The organism is Cytobacillus sp., from assembly GCF_964223445.1.
GTDB lineage: Bacteria > Bacillota > Bacilli > Bacillales > Cytobacillaceae > Cytobacillus.
Window position 1 is genome coordinate 22979 of sequence record NZ_CAXQGS010000049.1, and the last position, 19631, is coordinate 42609.

20 protein-coding genes and 1 pseudogene are annotated in these 19631 nt (G+C 40.9%); 15 read left to right on the plus strand and 6 right to left on the minus strand.

The window, feature by feature from the left end:
• The first annotated feature begins 2 nt into the window (after positions 1-2).
• The 7 genes from ACEQ1T_RS07850 to cyoE all read left to right on the plus strand — a co-directional run bounded on the left by ACEQ1T_RS07850 (position 3) and on the right by cyoE (position 5538).
• On the plus strand, positions 3-314 hold the full coding sequence (locus ACEQ1T_RS07850) for a malonate decarboxylase subunit delta (protein ID WP_370222330.1): 312 nt from the start codon (positions 3-5) through the stop codon (positions 312-314).
• Entirely contained in the window at positions 292-1983 is a 1692-nt protein-coding gene (gene mdcD, locus ACEQ1T_RS07855; RefSeq protein ID WP_370222331.1) for a biotin-independent malonate decarboxylase subunit beta, read from the plus strand. The genes ACEQ1T_RS07850 and mdcD overlap by 23 nt, the downstream gene beginning before the upstream one ends.
• Positions 1977-2624 (plus strand): malonate decarboxylase holo-ACP synthase, encoded by a 648-nt coding sequence (locus tag ACEQ1T_RS07860; RefSeq protein ID WP_370222333.1) that lies wholly within the window; start codon positions 1977-1979, stop codon positions 2622-2624. Before mdcD ends, ACEQ1T_RS07860 begins: the two co-directional genes overlap by 7 nt.
• Before the next feature lie 128 nt (positions 2625-2752).
• On the plus strand, positions 2753-2941 hold the full coding sequence (locus tag ACEQ1T_RS07865; protein WP_370222334.1) for a hypothetical protein: 189 nt from the start codon (positions 2753-2755) through the stop codon (positions 2939-2941).
• A 169-nt stretch (positions 2942-3110) separates the two neighbouring features.
• A complete protein-coding gene (locus tag ACEQ1T_RS07870) occupies positions 3111-3413 on the plus strand; it encodes a hypothetical protein (RefSeq protein ID WP_370222335.1) in 303 nt (100 codons plus the stop codon).
• Between the two features lie 208 nt (positions 3414-3621).
• Positions 3622-4362 carry a hypothetical protein gene (locus ACEQ1T_RS07875; protein ID WP_370222336.1) on the plus strand — a complete coding sequence of 247 codons (741 nt, stop codon included), beginning with the start codon at positions 3622-3624 and terminating at the stop codon, positions 4360-4362.
• A 258-nt stretch (positions 4363-4620) separates the two neighbouring features.
• Positions 4621-5538 carry a heme o synthase gene (gene cyoE, locus ACEQ1T_RS07880; protein ID WP_206844094.1) on the plus strand — a complete coding sequence of 306 codons (918 nt, stop codon included), beginning with the start codon at positions 4621-4623 and terminating at the stop codon, positions 5536-5538.
• Positions 5539-5815: 277 nt separating this feature from the next.
• On the opposite strand, the gene ACEQ1T_RS07885 is transcribed toward cyoE, so the two are convergent.
• Positions 5816-6721: a branched-chain amino acid transaminase gene (locus ACEQ1T_RS07885; RefSeq protein WP_206844543.1), complete on the minus strand. Its 906-nt coding sequence runs from the start codon at positions 6719-6721 to the stop codon at positions 5816-5818.
• A 110-nt stretch (positions 6722-6831) separates the two neighbouring features.
• Here ACEQ1T_RS07885 and ACEQ1T_RS07890 point away from each other — a divergent pair.
• Positions 6832-7062: pseudogene (locus ACEQ1T_RS07890) on the plus strand (protoheme IX farnesyltransferase); the annotation flags it as partial.
• A gap of 95 nt (positions 7063-7157) precedes the next feature.
• Here ACEQ1T_RS07890 and ACEQ1T_RS07895 read toward each other — a convergent pair.
• The 3 genes from ACEQ1T_RS07895 to ACEQ1T_RS07905 are packed head-to-tail and all read right to left on the minus strand — an operon-like array spanning position 7158 to position 9890.
• The gene (locus ACEQ1T_RS07895) at positions 7158-7982 is read right to left on the minus strand and encodes an ABC transporter permease (protein ID WP_370222338.1); all 825 of its coding nucleotides are present in this window, start codon (positions 7980-7982) and stop codon (positions 7158-7160) included.
• Between the two features lie 17 nt (positions 7983-7999).
• Entirely contained in the window at positions 8000-8806 is an 807-nt protein-coding gene (locus ACEQ1T_RS07900; RefSeq protein ID WP_206844099.1) for an ABC transporter ATP-binding protein, read from the minus strand.
• A 25-nt stretch (positions 8807-8831) separates the two neighbouring features.
• Positions 8832-9890, minus strand: a complete 1059-nt coding sequence (locus ACEQ1T_RS07905; protein ID WP_370222339.1) for an ABC transporter substrate-binding protein — start codon at positions 9888-9890, stop codon at positions 8832-8834.
• 437 nt (positions 9891-10327) lie between these two features.
• Between ACEQ1T_RS07905 and ACEQ1T_RS07910 the strand changes: the two genes are divergently transcribed.
• From ACEQ1T_RS07910 to ACEQ1T_RS07940, 7 genes are all read left to right on the plus strand, one after another.
• Positions 10328-10831 carry a DUF2243 domain-containing protein gene (locus ACEQ1T_RS07910; RefSeq protein ID WP_370222340.1) on the plus strand — a complete coding sequence of 168 codons (504 nt, stop codon included), beginning with the start codon at positions 10328-10330 and terminating at the stop codon, positions 10829-10831.
• The gene (locus ACEQ1T_RS07915) at positions 10821-11642 is read left to right on the plus strand and encodes a cytochrome c oxidase assembly protein (RefSeq protein ID WP_370222342.1); all 822 of its coding nucleotides are present in this window, start codon (positions 10821-10823) and stop codon (positions 11640-11642) included. The genes ACEQ1T_RS07910 and ACEQ1T_RS07915 overlap by 11 nt, the downstream gene beginning before the upstream one ends.
• 252 nt (positions 11643-11894) lie before the next feature.
• Positions 11895-12440 (plus strand): helix-turn-helix domain-containing protein, encoded by a 546-nt coding sequence (locus tag ACEQ1T_RS07920; protein WP_370222343.1) that lies wholly within the window; start codon positions 11895-11897, stop codon positions 12438-12440.
• Positions 12441-12483: 43 nt separating this feature from the next.
• The gene (locus tag ACEQ1T_RS07925) at positions 12484-14529 is read left to right on the plus strand and encodes a hydantoinase/oxoprolinase family protein (protein ID WP_370222344.1); all 2046 of its coding nucleotides are present in this window, start codon (positions 12484-12486) and stop codon (positions 14527-14529) included.
• Positions 14530-16278 carry a hydantoinase B/oxoprolinase family protein gene (locus ACEQ1T_RS07930; protein ID WP_370222345.1) on the plus strand — a complete coding sequence of 583 codons (1749 nt, stop codon included), beginning with the start codon at positions 14530-14532 and terminating at the stop codon, positions 16276-16278. It abuts the gene before it with no gap.
• 1 nt (position 16279) lies between these two features.
• Complete coding sequence (locus ACEQ1T_RS07935) at positions 16280-16609, plus strand: cupin domain-containing protein (RefSeq protein WP_312886280.1); 330 nt, start codon at positions 16280-16282, stop codon at positions 16607-16609.
• A 96-nt stretch (positions 16610-16705) separates the two neighbouring features.
• Positions 16706-18055: a cytosine permease gene (locus ACEQ1T_RS07940; protein WP_370222347.1), complete on the plus strand. Its 1350-nt coding sequence runs from the start codon at positions 16706-16708 to the stop codon at positions 18053-18055.
• A 62-nt stretch (positions 18056-18117) separates the two neighbouring features.
• Here the strand turns inward: ACEQ1T_RS07940 and ACEQ1T_RS07945 are convergent, their stop codons facing one another.
• Both ACEQ1T_RS07945 and ACEQ1T_RS07950 read right to left on the minus strand, forming a co-directional pair.
• Positions 18118-19116, minus strand: coding sequence for a hypothetical protein (locus ACEQ1T_RS07945; RefSeq protein WP_370222348.1), 999 nt, complete (start codon positions 19114-19116; stop codon positions 18118-18120).
• Positions 19103-19450 (minus strand): PadR family transcriptional regulator, encoded by a 348-nt coding sequence (locus tag ACEQ1T_RS07950; RefSeq protein ID WP_370222349.1) that lies wholly within the window; start codon positions 19448-19450, stop codon positions 19103-19105. Before ACEQ1T_RS07950 ends, ACEQ1T_RS07945 begins: the two co-directional genes overlap by 14 nt.
• Positions 19451-19631: the final 181 nt, after the last annotated feature.

Here is a 19631-nt window from a genome sequence, read left to right on the forward strand (position 1 = left end):
GAATGGAGAAATTGAACTTTCGCTTTCCAGCAACTCAAATGCTTGAATCAAATGCCCATGTGGGAGTTGTAGGATCAGGCGACCTGGAGATTTTAATGGAGCCATCCGACCAGGGATATGCAGATGTAACAGTCCGGACTGGTACAACCGGCTTCAATCAAATATGGGAAAAGGTATTAGAACGGTTTTTCAGCCATCATGCTATTTCAGCAGACATTAAAATCAATGATTTTGGGGCAACTCCGGGCGTTGTCTCATTGAGGCTCTCACAGGCATTGGAGGTGGGCAGAAATGCTGGATACATTAAAAAATAGCTTTGTAGAGTGCGGAGGCAGAGAGCGGGCAAGAGTGCTTATGGATGAAGGCACATTCAGGGAGCTAGTGGGACCATTTGAAGGTCTTGAATCCCCACATCTGGAACCTCAGGGAATTGTTCCCCAAAGTGATGATGGGGTTGTGATCGGCAAAGGTAAGATTGAGGGAAAGCCAGCACTCGTCATTTCCATAGAAAGCAGCTTTCAGGGAGGCGGTATTGGAGAAGTTTCCGGTGCGAAGATAGCTGGTGCTTTAGAAAGGGCACTTGATGAAAATAAGTCCGGTCATACCATCTACCCCATTTTTATCTTTGATACAGGGGGTGTCAGACTCCAGGAAGCCAACTACGGACTCTTATCCATTGCCGAAATAGGCGCGGCGATCGTGGCATTAAGGGAATACGTGCCTGTTATTGGAGTCATTCCTGGGAAAATTGGCGCATTTGGCGGGATGTCTATTAACGCAGGATTATGCAGCACGTTAATCATTACCCGTGAAGGACGGCTTGGATTAAATGGGCCAGAGGTAATCGAGCAGGAAGCGGGGATACAGGAGTTTGATTCAACTGACCGCCAGCAGATTTGGAGTACGATTGGAGGCAGACAAAGGGTGGCTTCCGGATTTGCCGATATTGAGGCCGAGGATGACATCGCCTCTTTCAGAAAAGCAATATTGTCTGAGATCCTGCGGGGACCTGTGGAAAAGCCAAGAAGCTCACAGGTTGAAAAATATCTTTCTTTTCTTCGCTCTATCAATACTTCAGCCGTGCTCACTCCTCAGAAAGTGCAGGATTTGTGGGCAGAATCTGACTATTATCATTTAGAGGATTATGATAGAGAAAATAAGAATCATGTTGTAAAAATCAAAAGCAGGGGACATAGATGGTTTAACCTTTTGTCTGCCGGCAGCAAAAACATCAGTGCAGTTCCTTCGGTTTTATGTTCCGATTCAAAAATCAACAATGAATCAGTTCGTTTCCTGGCAGTTGTCCCGGATGAATCAAGCCGATTCCCTCGAGCCCGCTCTGGTGAATTTGGCCTGGAGCAGGGATGGATGATCGCCAAGCATGTCCGTGACGCGATCGAAGAAGATCAATATAAAGAAGAAAAACGCGCAATTGTAGCGGTCGTTGATGTTCCAAGCCAGGCCTATGGGTACCGTGAAGAGCTTTTGGGAATCCATCAGGCATGTGCTGCAGCTGTTGATGCCTATGCAACAGCAAGATTGGCAGGCCATCCGGTCATTGCTTTTATTCCAGGAAAGGCTATTTCAGGTGCCTTTTTATCTCATGGATTGCAGGCGAACCGATTAATCGCCTTGGATGATGAAGGCGTCAATGTCCATGTTATGTCCAAGAAATCAGCTGCAAGAATCACGCAGAGAACCATTGAAGAGCTTGAAGAAGCAACAAAAAAAGTGCCGTCAATGGCTTATGATATCCGGTCATTTGAAAAATTGGGTGCGCTCCATGGACTAATTTCCGATATAAATGCTGACGCACCAGGGGAAGCTGACCGTGATGTAATCTTTAACAGGATTCAGGCAGCCATTGAGGATATAAAAAATAGTCCGCGTGATTTGAGCGGCAGGCTTTCCTCGGATTATGCCAAAGAAGGAGGAAGATCCGCTTCCATTTTAGTCAGAAAGATGCTGGCGGACCAATGGTGATCGAGCCGCATGACTTATTGAAGATTGACGCAAAGCATCTCATAAGCCACTCACCAATACCGGACTGGGCGATTCAAGCACTGAACGTGGCACCATATGTGGTTGTACGGAGGGCGCATGCTCCGAAAGAGCAGATCGCTGTTGGGATTAGGGGGAGGGCAAGGAATGAAAGATTCGGTGCCTTTATACCAGATGATGCGTTCATTTACCAAATCAAGCCTGAGGATTTAATTGAAAGCACTCTTTGGGATAAGAAGCCATCACCTGTATTCGTATCTCTTACAATAGCAAGTGAGATATTGGCAAAACATAAACTGGTATGGGGGCCAGGGGGAAGTGCCGGGTTTGAACTGGCCACCGGAAATGTGACTGTAACAGCGGAGAGCGATCTTGATATTATCCTACGTGCTCCTGATCCGATCTTTATTCATACAGCAGCAGAAATAATGGATGCAATGAAGAGCTGCCCTTCAAGAGTTGATATACAGGCTGAAACGCCCGCAGGTTCGTTTTCTTTATTGGAATATGCAAATGGTTCGGCCACCATGCTGGTAAAAACAAAATTTGGACCAATACTCTGTGAAAACCCTTGGAAAATTGAATTGAATAACCCAATGGAACTGTTGAAAAACCCTTCTTAGTAAATTAAGAGGGGTTTTTTAGAGCTTTAGCAATCCTTCAATTTCTTTAACTGCCGGATAGCTGTTTTAAAGGGATGTGCGAATTAATCAAAAGTAAAAATTTAACATTGCAAGGGGTCTAAACAATTATGAAAAGAAATTTGCTGATCATTTTTGCCCTTCTCATCACCCTCTTCTTGACAGACAGATATATAAGGCCGGGTATGGAGTCTGCTGGAGAGGGAAAGGTGAAGGAAGAAACCAGGATTAACAGGGAAGAGCTTAAGGTTGAAGATTACGAGTATTTCCTGCTAACCTCTGCGCGGTCATCCGAATAATATGCTTCCACTAATTTTAAAATAATGAATACGATTATTTGTACCCAGTCAGTATATCACCTCCCCATTTAAAATCCAGGAGACACCAATTTAGATTCAGGTATTCATGCGAAGCTTCGACACATTTCCAGTAAACCTGATATAATTTGTCTTAAGGGAGGTGATAGAATTGGATAAAACTCTTAATTTAATCCTGAATAAGCTTGAATCATTAGATAATAAAGTTATTTCTATGGACAAAAGGCTTACAGCAGACCTTAAAAGGCATGAAGACCTAATACAGCAATTGATTCGCAGTGTAGCTGCTGCAAATGTGAACATAACCGAAGCGAATGAAAAATTGTCTGTTATTGATGCAAAGGCTGACCAGGCAATTGAACAGATTACTGATATTAATGCATCCGTGGCTACGAAGCATGACCTTGCATATTATGACAAAATGATTTCTGAACACTCCAGGCAGATTTATTAATTGAACAATCAATGAACCTCTCCATAAATTCTTCTTCGCTTCTTCATCAAAAATAATTTTTTCCAAAATAAACACCTGACCTTCATGTACCGTACAGGACAAAAGGGCAGGTGTTTTAGTTTTCCTGTTCCACCCATCCGAAAATTTAATAGGCCTATATTTTATAATGATAAACAAAGAAAGACAAATTAAAGGGAGATAATCATACATGAAAAACCTGACCATTTTCACAGCCTCAGCGGCTAGACCTAATCTGCTTGTGAATTCTGCAGATGACCGAATTGAACCAACAGACGGCTGGAGCATTTCGGCTGAAAATCCAGAAGATATTATTCATGGCTTCTCTCAATTAATGATAAAGAAAGAATACAAACTAAGAGGCTATCAATATTTCAGAGGAGGAAATGGCAATGGCATTGTCTGGGCGATCCCAGCTTCAGAGAAATTTCCTCATCCTGACAACTGTGACCGTTTAGATGAAATGTTTCTTAGTCCGCCTAAGCCTGAAATAGCCCTGGATGATTTTTTGGGTGCGATTGATGGTGACAGGTCTCCATTATCTTATCTGCAGGCGGCGATTGCATGGCATGAGCTTCATGAATTTGGTGCAATGTGGCATGGCTGTTCCTGGGGTCAGGATCGGATATTGCCGTTTACGGATGATTACAAGGAAGAAATGCTTTCTGAAATAGACGATGCAGATACAGATTCCAGCATAGAAGATTACTTGAATTTCATTCACCCATGGGATGAACTGAATGAAATTCCCGATATCCTGCATCCTCATTTCTTCTATCAAAATGGAAAACCTACAGTTGTTTTCTATACTGTCAATGATATTGGCTATTATAAATTAAGCAGGTATATCCATACCTTTGAAAAAGAAAGTTATATGCAGAAGGCAGAACGTGAAGAAATTGCAGCAGGCGAGGGGGGAATTATTTTTTAGACTGCGTATCCAGTAAAGTGATACAAAGCTGTCACGATTATAATCCCCTTTACAATGTGAATAATGGTAGAATGGACAAAGAGAACTATGCATCTGAGCAAGGTTCTCTTTTCAATTTGCCATCAGCATTTCAGCACAGTGATTTTTCAGAAATCATTATGTGGCAACTCCTGTTATAATAAGTGTATACTGTTAATCTAATTAGTATTTTTTTAGATAGAGATGAGAGATAATTAGTAAAAGGGGAATAGATCGATCATGAAAGAGGAAGCAACCCTGAAAATGCAGGGACGGCCATTATCAAAGATCCTCGCACTGACAGTCAAGACAGGGATTATCAAATCTAACCTGATCCCGATGTTTGCAGGATTAACATTGGCCTTATATACCTACGACTTCGGCCTTCTGGAGAAGCTGCCTGAGATTTTACTGGCCTTTATTGGCTCAAGCCTGGTAATGGGGGCAGCCGGGGCTTTTAATAATTTATATGACCGTGACATCGATTCGATTATGAAGCGGACCCAAAGCAGACCAACTGTCACAGGGGAAATCAAGCCAAAACAGGTTTTGTGGCTTGGTGCCTTCATGTCTGTTTTTGGAATTCTCGCTCTTGCCTTCACGACTCCTTTAGCGGGCTTCCTCGGGTTTTTGGGGCTATTTTTTTATGTGGTCCCATATACGATGTGGAGCAAGCGAAGAACCATTTACAATACGGAGATCGGAAGCATTTCCGGTGCGATGCCGCCGCTGATTGGCTGGGCTGCCATCCATCCGGATATCACGCATCCTGCGATCCTTGGCCTATTTATCATCACTGTCATTTGGCAAATGCCGCACTTCTATGCGATTGCCATTCGGAAGCATGATGAATATAAAGCGGCAAACGTTCCGATGCTGCCAGTTGTAAAGGGTGTCAGAAGAACATATATCCAGACGAATATATATTTAATCATTTTGATCGGAATCAGTTTTCTGTTAGGCTCCTTAAGTATTGGCCTTATGCTGGTTGCCCTGCTTTTGGGAATTGCCTGGCTGGCGCTCAGTGTGTACGGCTATAAACGGATGGACCCGGAAAAATGGGCAAAATCACTGTTTATCTTTTCGCTTGTTCATATGACAGTCCTGTTTTCAACGGTTATTATTTACTCGATTATGGGGATTATTTTTGATTTATAACTTTTAGATTTTTATGGGGAATAATGGCTATAGACTCCATAGAAAAGGTTGTCAATTGAATGGATTTAGATTATTGAAAAGCGTTAATCGTTAAGATTAACGCTTTTTCTTGTGGTTTTATCAGGGTAGAAAGGGTGACTTATAAAACAGGACTATCTAATGAATCAAGCTTAAGAAAGGTTTGCACCCTTATTTTGACGAGAAGGGAACTTCCAAAATATCCATTACTTAAATGATATTCTAATAAAATTAAGCGAAATACTAAAGATTTTAAGTGTTAATACACCGGTGTACAATAGCTTAAATAATGGGGATTGTTTCCTCTCACAATATTTTCATAATGAAAGCGAATTTTTTTAGTCAAATCCCCTTCAATCCCTTTTCCTATTTTCCTATGATCAATATTAATTATAGGTTTGATTTCTATTGCTGTGCCAGTGAAAAACACTTCATCAGCAGAGTATAGTTCCGTTCTTGACAGACTGTGTTCAGAAACTGAGAGAAATAAGTGATTTTTAGCAATTTGAATGACAGTATCCCGCGTAATCCCTGCGAGTATATTATCGGATATTGGCGGGGTAATTAACCTGTTATTTTTCACGATGAAAATATTTTCTCCTGGCCCCTCACTTACATTTCCTTCATCCGTTAAAAATATAGCTTCATCAAAACCATTTAAAAGTGCATCCGTAGTTGCCAATCCAGAATTCAAATAATTTCCCGTTGATTTTGCCTGAGGCGGAATCATATTATTACCTGTACGGCTCCATGAAGAAACACAAACCTTTAAGGCCGGCTTAGGTTTATATTCAAATGCTGTGCAATAAATTGTAACCCTATTAAAAGGATCTGTTAAATCAGGACGCAGTGTATTTGCCCCCTTAAAGCACATAGGCCGTATATATACATCCTCCCGGACATTATTTTGTCTTAATAACTGGATTGTCCATTTAATTAATTGTATTGGTGTATAAGGAACTTGTATATGTAGAGAATTTCCAGATTCATTTAAGCGTTTATAATGATCCCAAATTCGAAAAATGAATAATTGTTTTTGATATTCATTCCAGTAAGCCCTAATTCCCTCGAAGCATCCTAATCCATAATTTAGACCTTTATTTCTTATGCTAACTGAAACCTTAGATTCATCTAGAATTTCCCCCTGGTCAAAAACATACCTCATTTTATTATCCCACCAATAATAATATATTTACTTCATTTATATATTTGGTCAGTCAGGATTATTCCTAACAAACCAATATGCAAAAGGGGATAAGAGACCCTATATCCAGATTGAATGTTTTGATCGGAATCAGTTTCCTGTTAGGCTCCTTAAGCATTGGCCTTATGCTGGTGGCCCTGCTTTTGGGAATTGCCTGGCTGGCGCTCAGTGTGTACGGCTATAAACGGATGGACCCGGAAAAATGGGCAAAATCACTGTTTATCTTTTAGCTTGTTCATATGACAGTCCTGTTTTCGACGGTTATTATTTACTCAATGATGGGGATTATTTTTGATTTGTAAAAGCATCAAGCTGCGGATATAGTAGATTTATATTGTAATTAAGTCACTAAAAAGCCCTTCTCAAATTTGAGAGGGGCATAGTTTATAACTCAGAGTTAATCATTTTGCGGCCGCCATGAAGAAAAATGTTTCTCTAATAATCCAACTAATCCAGAAAGGATAAGACCAGTTATCGTAATAACAAATATCCCAACGAACATTCTGGCTGTTTGTAAATTCTGGCCATCAATGGTTAATTGAAAACCAATACCTGCAGATGAAGCAAATAATTCACCGACTACTACCCCGATCAAACCTTGACCAATACCCAAACGGATACCTGCTAATAAAAACGGAACAGTCGAAGGCAAAGCAATCGTTTTAAAAACTTGAAACTCGCTGGCTGTAAAGGTGCGAGCGGCTTTTATCAAGTTTTGATCCAGTGTTTGCATTGCTTTTTGTGCATTTAAAACAATTGGGAAGAATGCCATCAAAAAGACAATCAGCATTTTGGATTCAACCCCAATTCCTAATGCAATAACGATTACAGGTAATAAAGCTACTTTTGGTGTAACGTATAATCCGGAAATAAAAGGGTTTACAATGGCATTAAAAATTTTATTCCAGCCCGAAAGTACACCAATAGGTATCCCGATAAGGACGGCGAAAACAAAGCCTATTGCAAACTCATAGCCGCTTACGCCCATATTGCTCCAAAATGCAGGTTCCTGCACCATTACAACAGCAGCTTGAAATATCTCGGAAGGAGAACTGACAAACAGTGGATCAATCCATTCTTTTTTCGAAACTAATTCCCACCCTAATATAAATAAAGCAACCGAGAAGACACTTATCACGATAGTAAAGTCTTTCTTTCTTAAAACTTTTGGCTTTTCCTTTATGAGCTTCCTTGTTTCCTGAGTAATTTCAGTGTTTGCCATGGCCCGCTCCTTTCCCTTTAATGAAAACCTTGTTTAGTAGATTCTTTTTCTATCAAAGACCAAATATAATCTATTTGCTTTAAAAATTCAGGATCGCGTTTTATATTTAAATCCCGTGGTCTTGGAATTGTAACATCCACTATATCGACAACTCTGCCTGGTCTTGCTCCAAATACGAATACCCGATCTGCCAAATATACGGCTTCATCTATTTGGTGGGTAATAAACAAGCTTGTTTTCTTAGTTTCATTCCAGATTCGAAGTAACTCTTTCTGCATAAATTCCCGTGTTTGAGCATCAAGCGCAGAGAATGGTTCATCCAGTAATAAAAGAGAAGGCTCTACTGTCAATGCTCTTGCAAGATTGACACGCTGCTGCATACCTCCAGATAACTCATGAGGATAATGATTTTCGAATCCTTTCAGCCCAACCATCTCAATATACTCTTTTGCCTTTATCTTAGTTTCCCTGGACACTCGTTTTTGAATCTCCACGCCATATAGCACGTTCTGAATAACAGTACGCCAAGGAAAGAGACTTGGAGTTTGAAAGACAACAGATCGATCAATGCCCGGTCCATTTATTTTTTTTTCATCGAGTAAAATGGAACCTCTGCTTGGTTTTATTAGACCGGCCACTGTATTTAAAAAGGTTGTTTTACCACATCCACTGGGTCCAACGATACAAATAAATTCGCCTTCCTTAATATTCAAATTAATATCTTGAAGCGCAATGACTTCTGCACCCGTTTTATTGTTCACATAAGTTACGTCAAGATCATTTGATGATAGTTTATAACCCTGTCCAATCGCTGCTCCGCTCACTATATTCACCACTTTTCATTAAGAATTATTTAGGAAATGCTTCCTCTATATATTCGTTTGTCCAAATACCCCCAGGTTCTGTATTCTGTTCCTTGGTAATTCCAGTTAAATCTCCAAATTCAACCAAAGGAACTTGAGCATTATCCCAAGATTCTTTAGTCATTTCTCCATAACCCTGGAAGGTATCTTTTAAGTCTATTAATGAATTTTCCAAAACCTTAAGGTCAGTTCCTTCGAAATAGGAAGCTATGGACTCTGCAGCATCCTTTGGATTTTCACGGGTAAACTCGATTCCTTTTCCAATAGCCCGCACTACTTTAGCTGCTATGTCAGGGTTTTCTTCAAGATATTCCCGATCTGCAAATACAACTTCCCAAACCATGTTCGCATATGTGGGCTCTTCACTCGCTTTAATCACTAGTTCTCCTACACCTTCATCCTTGACTTGTGCGGCAAATGGAGGTGAACTGATCCCGCCTGAAACAACGCCTTCCTTCATACCGCCAATTTTAGGTCCAGTGCCGGCTAATTTGACCATTTTAACTGACGATGGATCAATGCCATGTAATTGCATTAAATATCTCGTATAAATGTCCCCTGAATCGCCTACTACATTTGTTCCGATGCTTGCACCTTCTAATGCAGCAACACGGTCTTTAAGGGGAGCATCCATATTTATTTTCTTTTCTTCTATGTATTCATTAGATAGGGCAATTTCAAAGGTGAGCGCTGAATTTAAAGATTGAATTGCTACAAGATCTTCACCTTTTTCTAATGGTACAAACATACTTCTGGGTCCAGAGATGGCAAATTGAGCTTGTCCTGATAAAACAGAAGCAATAACTTGTGAACCACCGCCACCAGAGGCAATTTCAGCTTTAATTCCTTCTTCTTTCAAAAAGCCTTTTTCAACTGCTACATAAAAAGGTGCCAAAGAGAGAATTCTAGCTGGTTCAGAAAAAGTAATCTCGGTCAATTTCTTCCCGGCTTCGGTTGTTGCCGGAGCGTTTCCGCCACCAGAACATCCTGCTAAAAATAAGGCTAAAACTAATAGGAGCACAGCTCCACTTTTCTTGATAAACATGTAATCCCTCCTAGAAATATTTATATAAAAAACAATTTTGTGTTTTATATATAAAACTATGTTTTGTTTTTTTAATTATAGCATTATTTTCTAAAAATTTAAACAGTTTAGAATTAAAAAATGAGCTGTGTACGAATTGGTTAGGTAATTTAAATCTTAAGAGTCATTTTATTTAAAATGAGTCACTCCATAGAAAAAATGTTCTGCTGTTATTCTTTTGTTAGGATTCCAATAAGGAAATAAGTCTGAAGGAGGAAAAAGATTATTTCAATTTATAATAAAATCCTGACAGTTCGATATTTCACTTTAAAAGGGGGTATTTATTATCAAACAGATAGCTCTTTGAAGGTGATGAATTCGAGTAATGTTTGCTCATTCTGGATAGAATGATGGGTGTACTCGGGATATCGTCAGGATACGAATGGAGGAATAAGGTTATGGCTATTGAACATAATCGTTCAGCTAAATCAAACCATCCTGCCAGCTCAGCCCGCAATCTGTGGTCTGGTGTGCTGTTTGGCATTGGGTTTGCTGCCTTTATAGATGAGACAATTTTTCATCAGCTGCTGCACTGGCATCATTTTTATGACAAATCCACTACAGATATTGGACTTATCTCCGACGGGCTTTTTCATGCTTTCAGTTGGTTTGCGACAATTGGAGGCTTGTTTATTTTTGCTGATATTCGTCGGCGAAATGCATTGTGCTTGAAGAGGTGGTGGGGTGGGAAGCTGCTTGGTGCGGGCGGTTTCCAGTTATATGATGGTACCATCCAGCACAAATTAATGCGGATACATCAAATTCGTTATGTAGAGAATGTATTTATCTACGATCTTATATGGAATGCAATTGCTGCATTCATGATCATAATCGGTCTTATCCTTGTTATTCGTACAAACAAGAAACAACAAGCTGAAAAGGCTGTCCCATATGAACAATAATCATATTCATCATATTGACGGAACTCCTGCAGCTGATCTAATCCCTCAATTACTCGCGGCATTGCCGTTTGTGCTGGGTTTATTTTTATACATCCTAGCTGTTTTCGTCTCCAGCAGAAATCACAGGCCATGGCCGGTATACAGGACTGTCTGCTGGATTTTTGGCGTTTTTTTCGCTGTCGCAGCCGTAATAGGTCCCCTTGCTGACCGTGCCCATACAGATTTTTCGGCACATATGTTCATTCATTTGTTTTTAGGTATGCTTGCTCCGTTGCTCATGACACTTGCGTTGCCCATGACGCTTTTGCTGCGAACTCTAAGTGTTCCTTTAGCAAGAAGGCTTTCAAGGGTTCTGAAGAGCTGGATTTCGCGGATGTTTACCCATCCCATTATGGCATCCTTCCTTAATATAGGAGGGCTTTGGTTATTATATACAACCTCTCTTTACTCGCTTATGCACGAGAGCATTCTTATTCATCTCATTGTTCATTTCCATGTATCCCTGGCAGGATATTTATTTACTGTGTCAATGATTTATTTTGATCCGATCCCTCACCGGATTCCTTTTCTGTACCGTGCACTTGTATTCGTTTTTGCTTTGGCAGGGCATGGGATCCTTTCAAAGTACATTTATGCTCATCCGCCTGCTGGTGTATCCGCTGATCAGGCGGAAATAGGAGGGATGATCATGTATTATGGCGGGGACGCGATTGACATTATACTCATATTCATCTTTTGCTGGCAATGGTCCAAAGCCAGCAGGCAAAGAGAAGATGTATCAGAGGGTAATAGGCAGCTTGTTCAACAATGAGGATTTCATATTAAAGTTAATCTATTCCGGTTCTCATATATGAAAGCCGGATTTTTTTATTCTTCATTTCAGGTTTGCAGCTTTAGCTTTCAGGATGCAAAGAGCAGGTGTTCATTTCTAAAAACCATTTATTTATTTTAAATTTTCTTTTAATTTAAAATATTTTATGATATTATACGATTAATTACAGTATTACTAAAATAAATTACATCTACACTATAATTTTTCAGTTCTGCTTCAAAGGAGTTCATTATGGAAGAAATTTATAAGAAAATTAAAGATTTAAGACTTCAGCATGGTTATACCCTAAAGGAATTAAGTGAACGCACTGATTTGTCAATCAGCTTCCTTTCTCAAGTAGAGAGAGGGGCAACTTCATTAGCTATTACCTCTTTAAAGAAAATAGCGGATGCACTTAATGTTAAGATTTCTGAGTTTTTCGAAGATGAGAAACCAAATCAGAATTTTATGGTAAAGGCCAGTGAACATAAGCCGTTTAATATCAAGGGCTCGGAGTTTACTTATGTTCGAGTAAATGGTGAATTTCCAGGCAGAAACCTTGAACCGCTCTTGGTTACATTAGCCCCGAACCAAAAACAGATACAGCAATTTGGCCACCCAGGTGAGGAATATTATTACGTATTAAAGGGATTTGTTATTTTTCATGTAGATGGGAAGGAATATGTTGTCAGGGAAGGTGATTCCATTCACTTTCCATCCACTTACCCTCACACGATGGAAAATCCCATAAATGAAGAATCAAGATTACTTTGCGTTTTGACGCCAGTTATTTTTTAATTGGCTGATTATAAATATCTTATTTAACGAAAGGTGGAGTATCATGCGTGTAGCTACAGATATTGGCGGGACATTTACTGACCTGGTTTATGTCAATGATGAAGGTGAAATTGGGGTTGCTAAAAGCCATACCACACCTCCCAATTTTGAAAAGGGAGTGATCGACGTTATTGAAAAAAGTGAAATCGATCAGACAGCCATCAAGACTTTTATCCATGGTACCACGGTCATTATCAATGCACTTACAGAACGAAAAGGCGTAAAGACTGGTTTAATTACTACAAAGGGATTCCGGGATGTTCTTGAAATTGCAAGAGGAAACCGACCGGACTTGTTTAATGTTCGATACGAAAAGCCGGTGCCTTTTGTTGAGCGCTATTTACGCCAGGAAGTAGAGGAGCGCCTGAATTATAAAGGTGAGGTACTTTCTCCGTTAAACAAGGAACAGTTAACAGCTGTTATTACCTATTTCAAGGAACAAAAAGTAGAAGCTATTGCTGTCGCCTACTTACACTCTTATGTTAATCCTGTTCATGAAATCGAGACAGTGGAATTAATAAAAAAGCTATGGCCTGAAGCAGCCGTTACAGCATCGTATGAAGTGACTAAGGAATGGCGGGAGTATGAACGGACCAGTACTACGGTTCTTAATTCATATGTTAAGCCCATTGCGGCTACCTATGTAAACCGTCTGCATAATAAATTAGTAGAAAACAAGACTGACAGCCAAAATTACATAATGCAGTCAAACGGAGGTACAACAACCTTCAATAGTGCAAAACAAACCCCTATTAATATGGTAGAGTCCGGACCTGTAGCAGGGATTTATGGTGCTGCAGTTCTTGGTGAAATATTGAATGAGAAAAATATCATTGCTTTTGATATCGGCGGGACTACAGCGAAATGTTCTCTGATTAATCAGGGGGAGGTAAAGGTTTCAACGGATTACTTTATTGAAAAAAATGAGCGGAGAGCTGGTTATCCAATAAAAGTACCTGTTGTTGATATCGTTGAAATCGGCAACGGCGGGGGTTCAATCGCATGGATCGATGGAGCTGGTTCTTTAAAGGTTGGTCCGCAATCTGCAGGCGCGCTGCCTGGTCCTGTGGCGTATGGTCAAGGCGGAACAGAACCAACAACCACAGATGCCAACTTGCTCACTGGCAGGCTTTCTCCGGAGAATTTCGATTATGAAGTAGATTTGGAGAAAGTAAAGGCGGCCATTAAAGAGAAGGTTGCTGATCATTTTGAAATGACGGTTGAAGAAGCTGCATTAGGGATTATTCGAATTGCAAACTCCAATATGCTGAATGCATTGAAGCTTATTTCAGTAAGAAAAGGTCATAATCCCCGTGAATTTTCATTGGTCGCTTTTGGCGGCGGCGGATCGATGCATGCACCTGCATTGGCTAAAGAGCTGGGTGTGAAAAAAGTGATTGTTCCAGTCGCCTCTTCCGTGTTCTCTGCATGGGGAATGCTCATGACTGACTTAAGGCATGACTACATCCAGACATATATCAGAAGAATAAATGAACTCGATCCTGCTGAGCTGAATAACGAATGGAATTCAATTGAAGCTCAAGCACTTAACCAATATCAGGAAGAGGGCGTTTCGGAAGAAAAGGTCTTATTTACGAGATTTGCAGATATTCGATATCTTGGGCAGGAGCATACTGTAAAGGTTCCTGTTCCGAATGGGAAATGGTCTAAGGAAACCCTCTCAGAAGTAGTTAAGCGCTTTGGCGATCTTCATGAACAGCACTATACCTTTAAGCTTGAAGGTACACCAGCAGAAATTGTAAATCTGCATTTAACAGCTTTTGGGAAAGTACTAAAACCTCAGATGAAAAAAATTAGTTCTATAAGCAGCGACATACAAGAAGCATACAAAGAAACACGGCCGGTCTATTTTGAAGAGGAAGGCTGGGTTGAAACAAAAGTATATTACCGGAGTTTATTTGGGAAAGGCATGCAAATTTCCGGGCCAGCCATTGTAGAGGAACAGTCTGCTTCTACGGTTATTTATCCAGGTCAGTCCTTGACTGTAGATGAGTACGGAAATCTAATCATTGAAACAGGGGTGGAATAAATGACGCAAATTGTTCGCAGTAAAGTAGATCCATTTACACTTGAGATTGTGAAAGATTCACTTGTTGCCATCGGAGATGAGATGTTTATTGCCCTTGCCAAAACATCAATGAGCCCTATTATTTATGAAGTCCTGGATTATGCGAGCGGTCTTACCGATGCGAAGGGCCAGCTTTTGACACAAGGGAATGGTGTTACAGGATTTATTGGGATGCTTTCAGATATGGTAAAGCAAACACTCAAGAAATTCGGGGATGGAAAGCTAAAAGAGGGCGATATTATCATCATTAATGATTCATATGGCGGAGGCGGTTCCCATCTTTCGGATGTGGGACTGGTGATGCCGATATTTTATAAAGGAGAAATTGTTGCTTTCTCTGCCAATAAGGCCCATTGGACTGAGGTGGGAGGAAAAGATCCAGGTTCCTTCAGCAACGATGCTACAGATATATTTCAGGAAGGCTTGCAATTTCCAAGTGTAAAGCTTTTCAATGAAGGCGAAATCAATCAGGCTATTGTCGATATCATTGAAGCGAATGTCCGATTCCCGGAATTGTCGCTGGGAGATATGTGGGCTCAGGTTGCAGCCCTTAAAACAGGTGAAAAACGGGTTAAGGAATTATGTGAAAAGCATGGGAAGCCATTATTTTTATCATCAGTAGATTATCTCCTTGACCACGGCGAACAGCTTGCGCGTCAGGAATTAACCAAACTGCCAAAGGGCACTTTTCATGCAGAAGGATTTATTGATGATGATGGCTTTGGAAATGGGCCATTCAAGATCAAAGTTAAAGTAACCATCTCTGATGATAAATTTGTTGCTGATTTTAGGGGCAGCCATCCTCAGGTTCCAGGACCTGTAAACTGTTCTTATACTGCACTTGTCTCGGCAGTAAGAACGATTTTCCTTGCCATTACGAACCCATCTCAAGATGCGAACGATGGAGTGTTTCGCCCATTGGAGGTTATTACGGATAAAGGTTCAGTTCTTTCAGCAGAACGGCCAGCTCCTGTTTCAATCTATTGGGAGAGCATGCTTGCGGGAGCTGATTTGATCTGGAAGGCTCTTGCTCCTGTGATTCCACATAGGCTTAATGCCGGTCACCTTTTATCAGTTTGTTCGGTCGTATTATCAGGATTGCATCAGGATACAGATGAACCATTTTTAATTGTTGAACCTTCAGTTGGCGGCTGGGGTGCATCTGAAGGTCAGGATGGTGCAAGAGGGCAATTCTGCATTGGTGATGGTGAAACATATAATGTCCCAGTTGAAGTGGCTGAAACAAGGTATGGAATTATGGTAGATGAGTACAGCTTGCATACGGATGGAGCAGGAGCAGGAGAGTATATTGGCGGTTCAGGTGTTATTCGTTCATATAAAGCCTTAACTGACAATCAAATGGTTTCTGTAACATTTGGACGAAATAAGTTTGTTCCTTGGGGCATGAATGAGGGCAAAGAAGGTTCAGCTAACAAGGTTTATATTGAAAAAGCAAATGGTGAAACCGATGGCCCATTTGGGATCTATCCCAGGTACCCGCTGAATAAAGGTGATGTCGTAAAATTAGTCACTGCCACAGGCGGCGGATATGGAGAACCTTTCAAGCGCCCTGCAGAAAAAGTAGCCAAAGATGTGAAAAATGGCTATATCACTGCATCGCAGGCAGAAGCGGACTTTGGGGTAAAAGTAAACGAGAAAACATATGCTGTCGAAGGTTTAACAGAAGAACGTCAGACAAGAGGTGAATAAAGTGGACGTATTAAATATAGAGAATATCCAGATTGATTCAAATGCCGCAGTTCCTCTTAAAACAGTATTCTCACAAAAAGCATTAGCTGGAGACTTGAAAGTTGGAACGGTTGTCATTCCTCCAGGAAAGAGAGTCCCTTTAACAGGAGTTTCGAATCATAAAGAAAATGAATATTCGATTATAGTAAAAGGTTCAATTGTAACAGAAACGAAGGGAAGAACCTATCGGGTTTCAAGCGGAGATGCAACCTTTATTCCTGCAGGGCAAGAACATATTGCCTATAATGACAGTGATGAAGATTGTGAAATTGTGTGGGTATTGGTTGGTTAACCATTTTCCCCATAAAGACCTTGCATGGGCAAGGTCTTTATTATAAGGAGATTTTACAGAATATTCCGATATAAAATCATAAGGAGTTGGACAGGGATGCAGGATGTGTCTTTAAGAAAAAGCGGAGGAAAAGATGAAGCTCTTGCTTCTGTGCCTATAAATGAAAGGCAGCACTGGATATCACCTGCCATCATTTTTGGGGGACTTGAATTTACAATTCCAGTTTTAATGGTTGGTGCAACATTGACAGCAAGCTTTGGTCTCGGGAAGCTATTCTGGATCCTGGCAGCAGCTTTGTTTATTTTTCAATGGATCGGTAATGCCCTTGCAGGATACATCGGTGCAAAAACTGGCCGCTCATCGTCAGTAATTGCCAGAACAAGCTTTGGGTCCAATCAGGCACGATTTATTGTAGGATTGACTATATTTATCGTTTCAATGGGGTGGTGGGCACTCCAGACAGCTGTGGCAGGAAATGCCATAGCAGCGATGTTTGGAATAGATTATCAGACTGAGTGGTTCCTTTGGGCCATTGTAACCATCATTGCCGGCCTTCTATTTGCCCTTCCATCCATTATTGGATACTCCTCCATGAAGTGGACAGATTATTTAGCTGTCCCTGCAGGATTATTATTAATTGCAGGCGGCATTTTCTATGCTTTAAAAAATATCGGCTGGGAAAAGATAGCATCCTGGAACCCTGAACCACAAATGACTTTTCTTGCTGCCGTCAGTTTAGTAATTGGCATAAATGTTTCACAATGGGTCATTGCCTCAGATTATACACGCTATGCGAAGCCTGCAGTAAAAGACAACATACTAATTCCCTTGGGCATAATTGCCGTTGGTTTTCCGCTATTCTATGTAGGCGCCATCATGTCCATAGGGGTTGGCGATGCGGATATTGTAAATGTCATGATGAACTTAGGATTTCCGGTATGGGGATTCCTCATCTTATGGTTAGCCACTTGGACGAGTCAATTGGTAAATAACTATAGTATGGGTCTGGCATTGGCTAATATGCTGAATGTTAACTCGAATAAAGGGAGAGCCTTGCTGACTTTGGCTGGTACGATTATTTCCATTGTCATTGCTTTAGCAGGCATACTCGATTATTTTATGGATTTTCTTTATATGACGGCTTTAATTTATCCTGCCATTGGCGGTGTTATGATGGCAGATTTCTTTTTTATCAGAAAACAGCAATGGACCGATAATAAAGGATGGAATTGGATGGCGACCATCGCATTAATAGCAGGAACTTTTGTCGGCTATTATACTCAATATGTACATTCTTTTGGCCTCCCAGCTGTCCAGTCCATCATTGCTTCAGCACTTGTTTATATCATTGCCATGAAAATCAAAGCAAGAGTGGCACCTGATCACTTTACCGAGATTAGCAGCGAGCCAGACTCATATTCTTCTGGTAATGTTAAAATTCTATAATCTATTCAATAATGCCTGTTCTCAATTTTTTGAGAACAGGCATTTTGATTGTGGACTTCACATTATTGAATTCTTGATTTGCGTATCCCATCAAAGATACTCATTCCAGCATAAAAGATAAATACAATCATGATGCCGCCAAGCAGCCAGTTTTTAAATTGTGCGGCTGAGATTGAGAATAAATCGGTCATGTATGCTGTGAATTCAGGCTGGAGCAAATTCGGGTTCAGTAAAATGAAGATGAACACGATGGTAGCAAACAATTCAAGGACGGTATTGAAGATCGCCATCCTTTTCGTCCATTGGCCAATGATTAATTTGTAGAGTGCCAATCCCACCTCGAGCGCAATGATGACCACAACAATTGGCCAGTATCCGAGCAGAACATCCTGGTTTACTGCGGCAATCTGGAACTCCAGTCCTTCACCGCCGCCTCTATAGATTCCCATTAGCCGGTCTGCATAAAAGTACAGGGTTGCCCAAATGGCAGTCCACATTAAGCTTCCAAAAACCTCAAACTTAGAAATGGCTTTCTTCTTCGGAATATACGTGATGCTTTTCAAATCTTCCGGAGTCCACGGTTTTAAGCTTGGCGACAACGGATGCTGCTCTTTTCCTTTATCCATCCTCTCAATAACCGCGAACACAATCGTCAGCCAGAAGAATACCTGAACCGCCACTTCAATCAGTCTCCAGATTCCATAGCCCATGAAACCGAGCACCGCATTGATGATGGTATCATCGCGGTTAAAGTCAAAAATAAACTCGGCAGCAACGGAAATCAATGAAATCGCTGCGGCAATCGGCAGGATCATTTTTAATAATGACACATAAACATCAAAATAGCGCGGTCCGATGAGATGCATCGGCTGATCCCGGTATCCGGCTGCTAAAGCGGCAGGGCTTCCCAATTTACCAAGGACCTCCTTAACATCCTCCTCATTGTAATCATCCGGAAGCATATCCCCAATCGTTGACTGCAGCTCGAGTGCGATGTCCGCACGGCTCTTTTCAGGCAGCCTCCTGGTCACTTCCTGTATATATACCTCAATAAAATTCATCTTCCTCATCCCCTTTCAACAGCCCGAATAGCTGTTTGGAATTGTTGATCCATTCCTCTCTTAATTTCAGAAAAGTCTCCAGTCCCAGATCACTCAATACATAATACTTACGCGGCCTGCTCTCAGTATGATCCCAGCTGCTGGTCACCAGCTCCTGTTTTTCCAGACGCCGCAGCAAGGGATATAACGTGCTCTGATCAATATTTATGCCGGAGTCCTCCAATAACTGAACCAGCGAATACCCGTATTGCGGTGTCCGCAGCTGGCTCAGAACCGCCAGCGTCAGTGTTCCTCTCCGAAGCTCTGTTGTTAACGAATTCAGCAGCGTACTCATTTACTCACCTCGCTTGATATACTATATGACATACACTATATGGTTTATACTATGTATCATACAGTATGGACGTGACAATAATCAACTGCTTATTTTCAGTTTTTTTGTCAGTAAATCTGGTACTGCTTGGATAAGCAGATGTACAGGCCAAACACTTCCATTTGAAATCCATCCTCAGGTG

Excerpts from the sequence above, each read along its gene's own strand:
- ACEQ1T_RS07860 (WP_370222333.1), top strand. The coding sequence starts at position 1,977 with ATGGTGATCGAGCCGCATGACTTATTGAAGATTGACGCAAAGCATCTC.
- ACEQ1T_RS07930 (WP_370222345.1), top strand. The coding sequence starts at position 14,530 with ATGACGCAAATTGTTCGCAGTAAAGTAGATCCATTTACACTTGAGATT.
- ACEQ1T_RS07865 (WP_370222334.1), top strand. The coding sequence starts at position 2,753 with ATGAAAAGAAATTTGCTGATCATTTTTGCCCTTCTCATCACCCTCTTC.
- ACEQ1T_RS07885 (WP_206844543.1), bottom strand. The coding sequence starts at position 6,721 with ATGAGGTATGTTTTTGACCAGGGGGAAATTCTAGATGAATCTAAGGTT.
- ACEQ1T_RS07875 (WP_370222336.1), top strand. The coding sequence starts at position 3,622 with ATGAAAAACCTGACCATTTTCACAGCCTCAGCGGCTAGACCTAATCTG.
- ACEQ1T_RS07905 (WP_370222339.1), bottom strand. The coding sequence starts at position 9,890 with ATGTTTATCAAGAAAAGTGGAGCTGTGCTCCTATTAGTTTTAGCCTTA.
- cyoE (WP_206844094.1), top strand. The coding sequence starts at position 4,621 with ATGAAAGAGGAAGCAACCCTGAAAATGCAGGGACGGCCATTATCAAAG.
- ACEQ1T_RS07910 (WP_370222340.1), top strand. The coding sequence starts at position 10,328 with ATGGCTATTGAACATAATCGTTCAGCTAAATCAAACCATCCTGCCAGC.
- mdcD (WP_370222331.1), top strand. The coding sequence starts at position 292 with ATGCTGGATACATTAAAAAATAGCTTTGTAGAGTGCGGAGGCAGAGAG.
- ACEQ1T_RS07895 (WP_370222338.1), bottom strand. The coding sequence starts at position 7,982 with ATGGCAAACACTGAAATTACTCAGGAAACAAGGAAGCTCATAAAGGAA.
- ACEQ1T_RS07940 (WP_370222347.1), top strand. The coding sequence starts at position 16,706 with ATGCAGGATGTGTCTTTAAGAAAAAGCGGAGGAAAAGATGAAGCTCTT.
- ACEQ1T_RS07920 (WP_370222343.1), top strand. The coding sequence starts at position 11,895 with ATGGAAGAAATTTATAAGAAAATTAAAGATTTAAGACTTCAGCATGGT.
- ACEQ1T_RS07850 (WP_370222330.1), top strand. The coding sequence starts at position 3 with ATGGAGAAATTGAACTTTCGCTTTCCAGCAACTCAAATGCTTGAATCA.
- ACEQ1T_RS07915 (WP_370222342.1), top strand. The coding sequence starts at position 10,821 with ATGAACAATAATCATATTCATCATATTGACGGAACTCCTGCAGCTGAT.
- ACEQ1T_RS07925 (WP_370222344.1), top strand. The coding sequence starts at position 12,484 with ATGCGTGTAGCTACAGATATTGGCGGGACATTTACTGACCTGGTTTAT.
- ACEQ1T_RS07950 (WP_370222349.1), bottom strand. The coding sequence starts at position 19,450 with ATGAGTACGCTGCTGAATTCGTTAACAACAGAGCTTCGGAGAGGAACA.
- ACEQ1T_RS07945 (WP_370222348.1), bottom strand. The coding sequence starts at position 19,116 with ATGAATTTTATTGAGGTATATATACAGGAAGTGACCAGGAGGCTGCCT.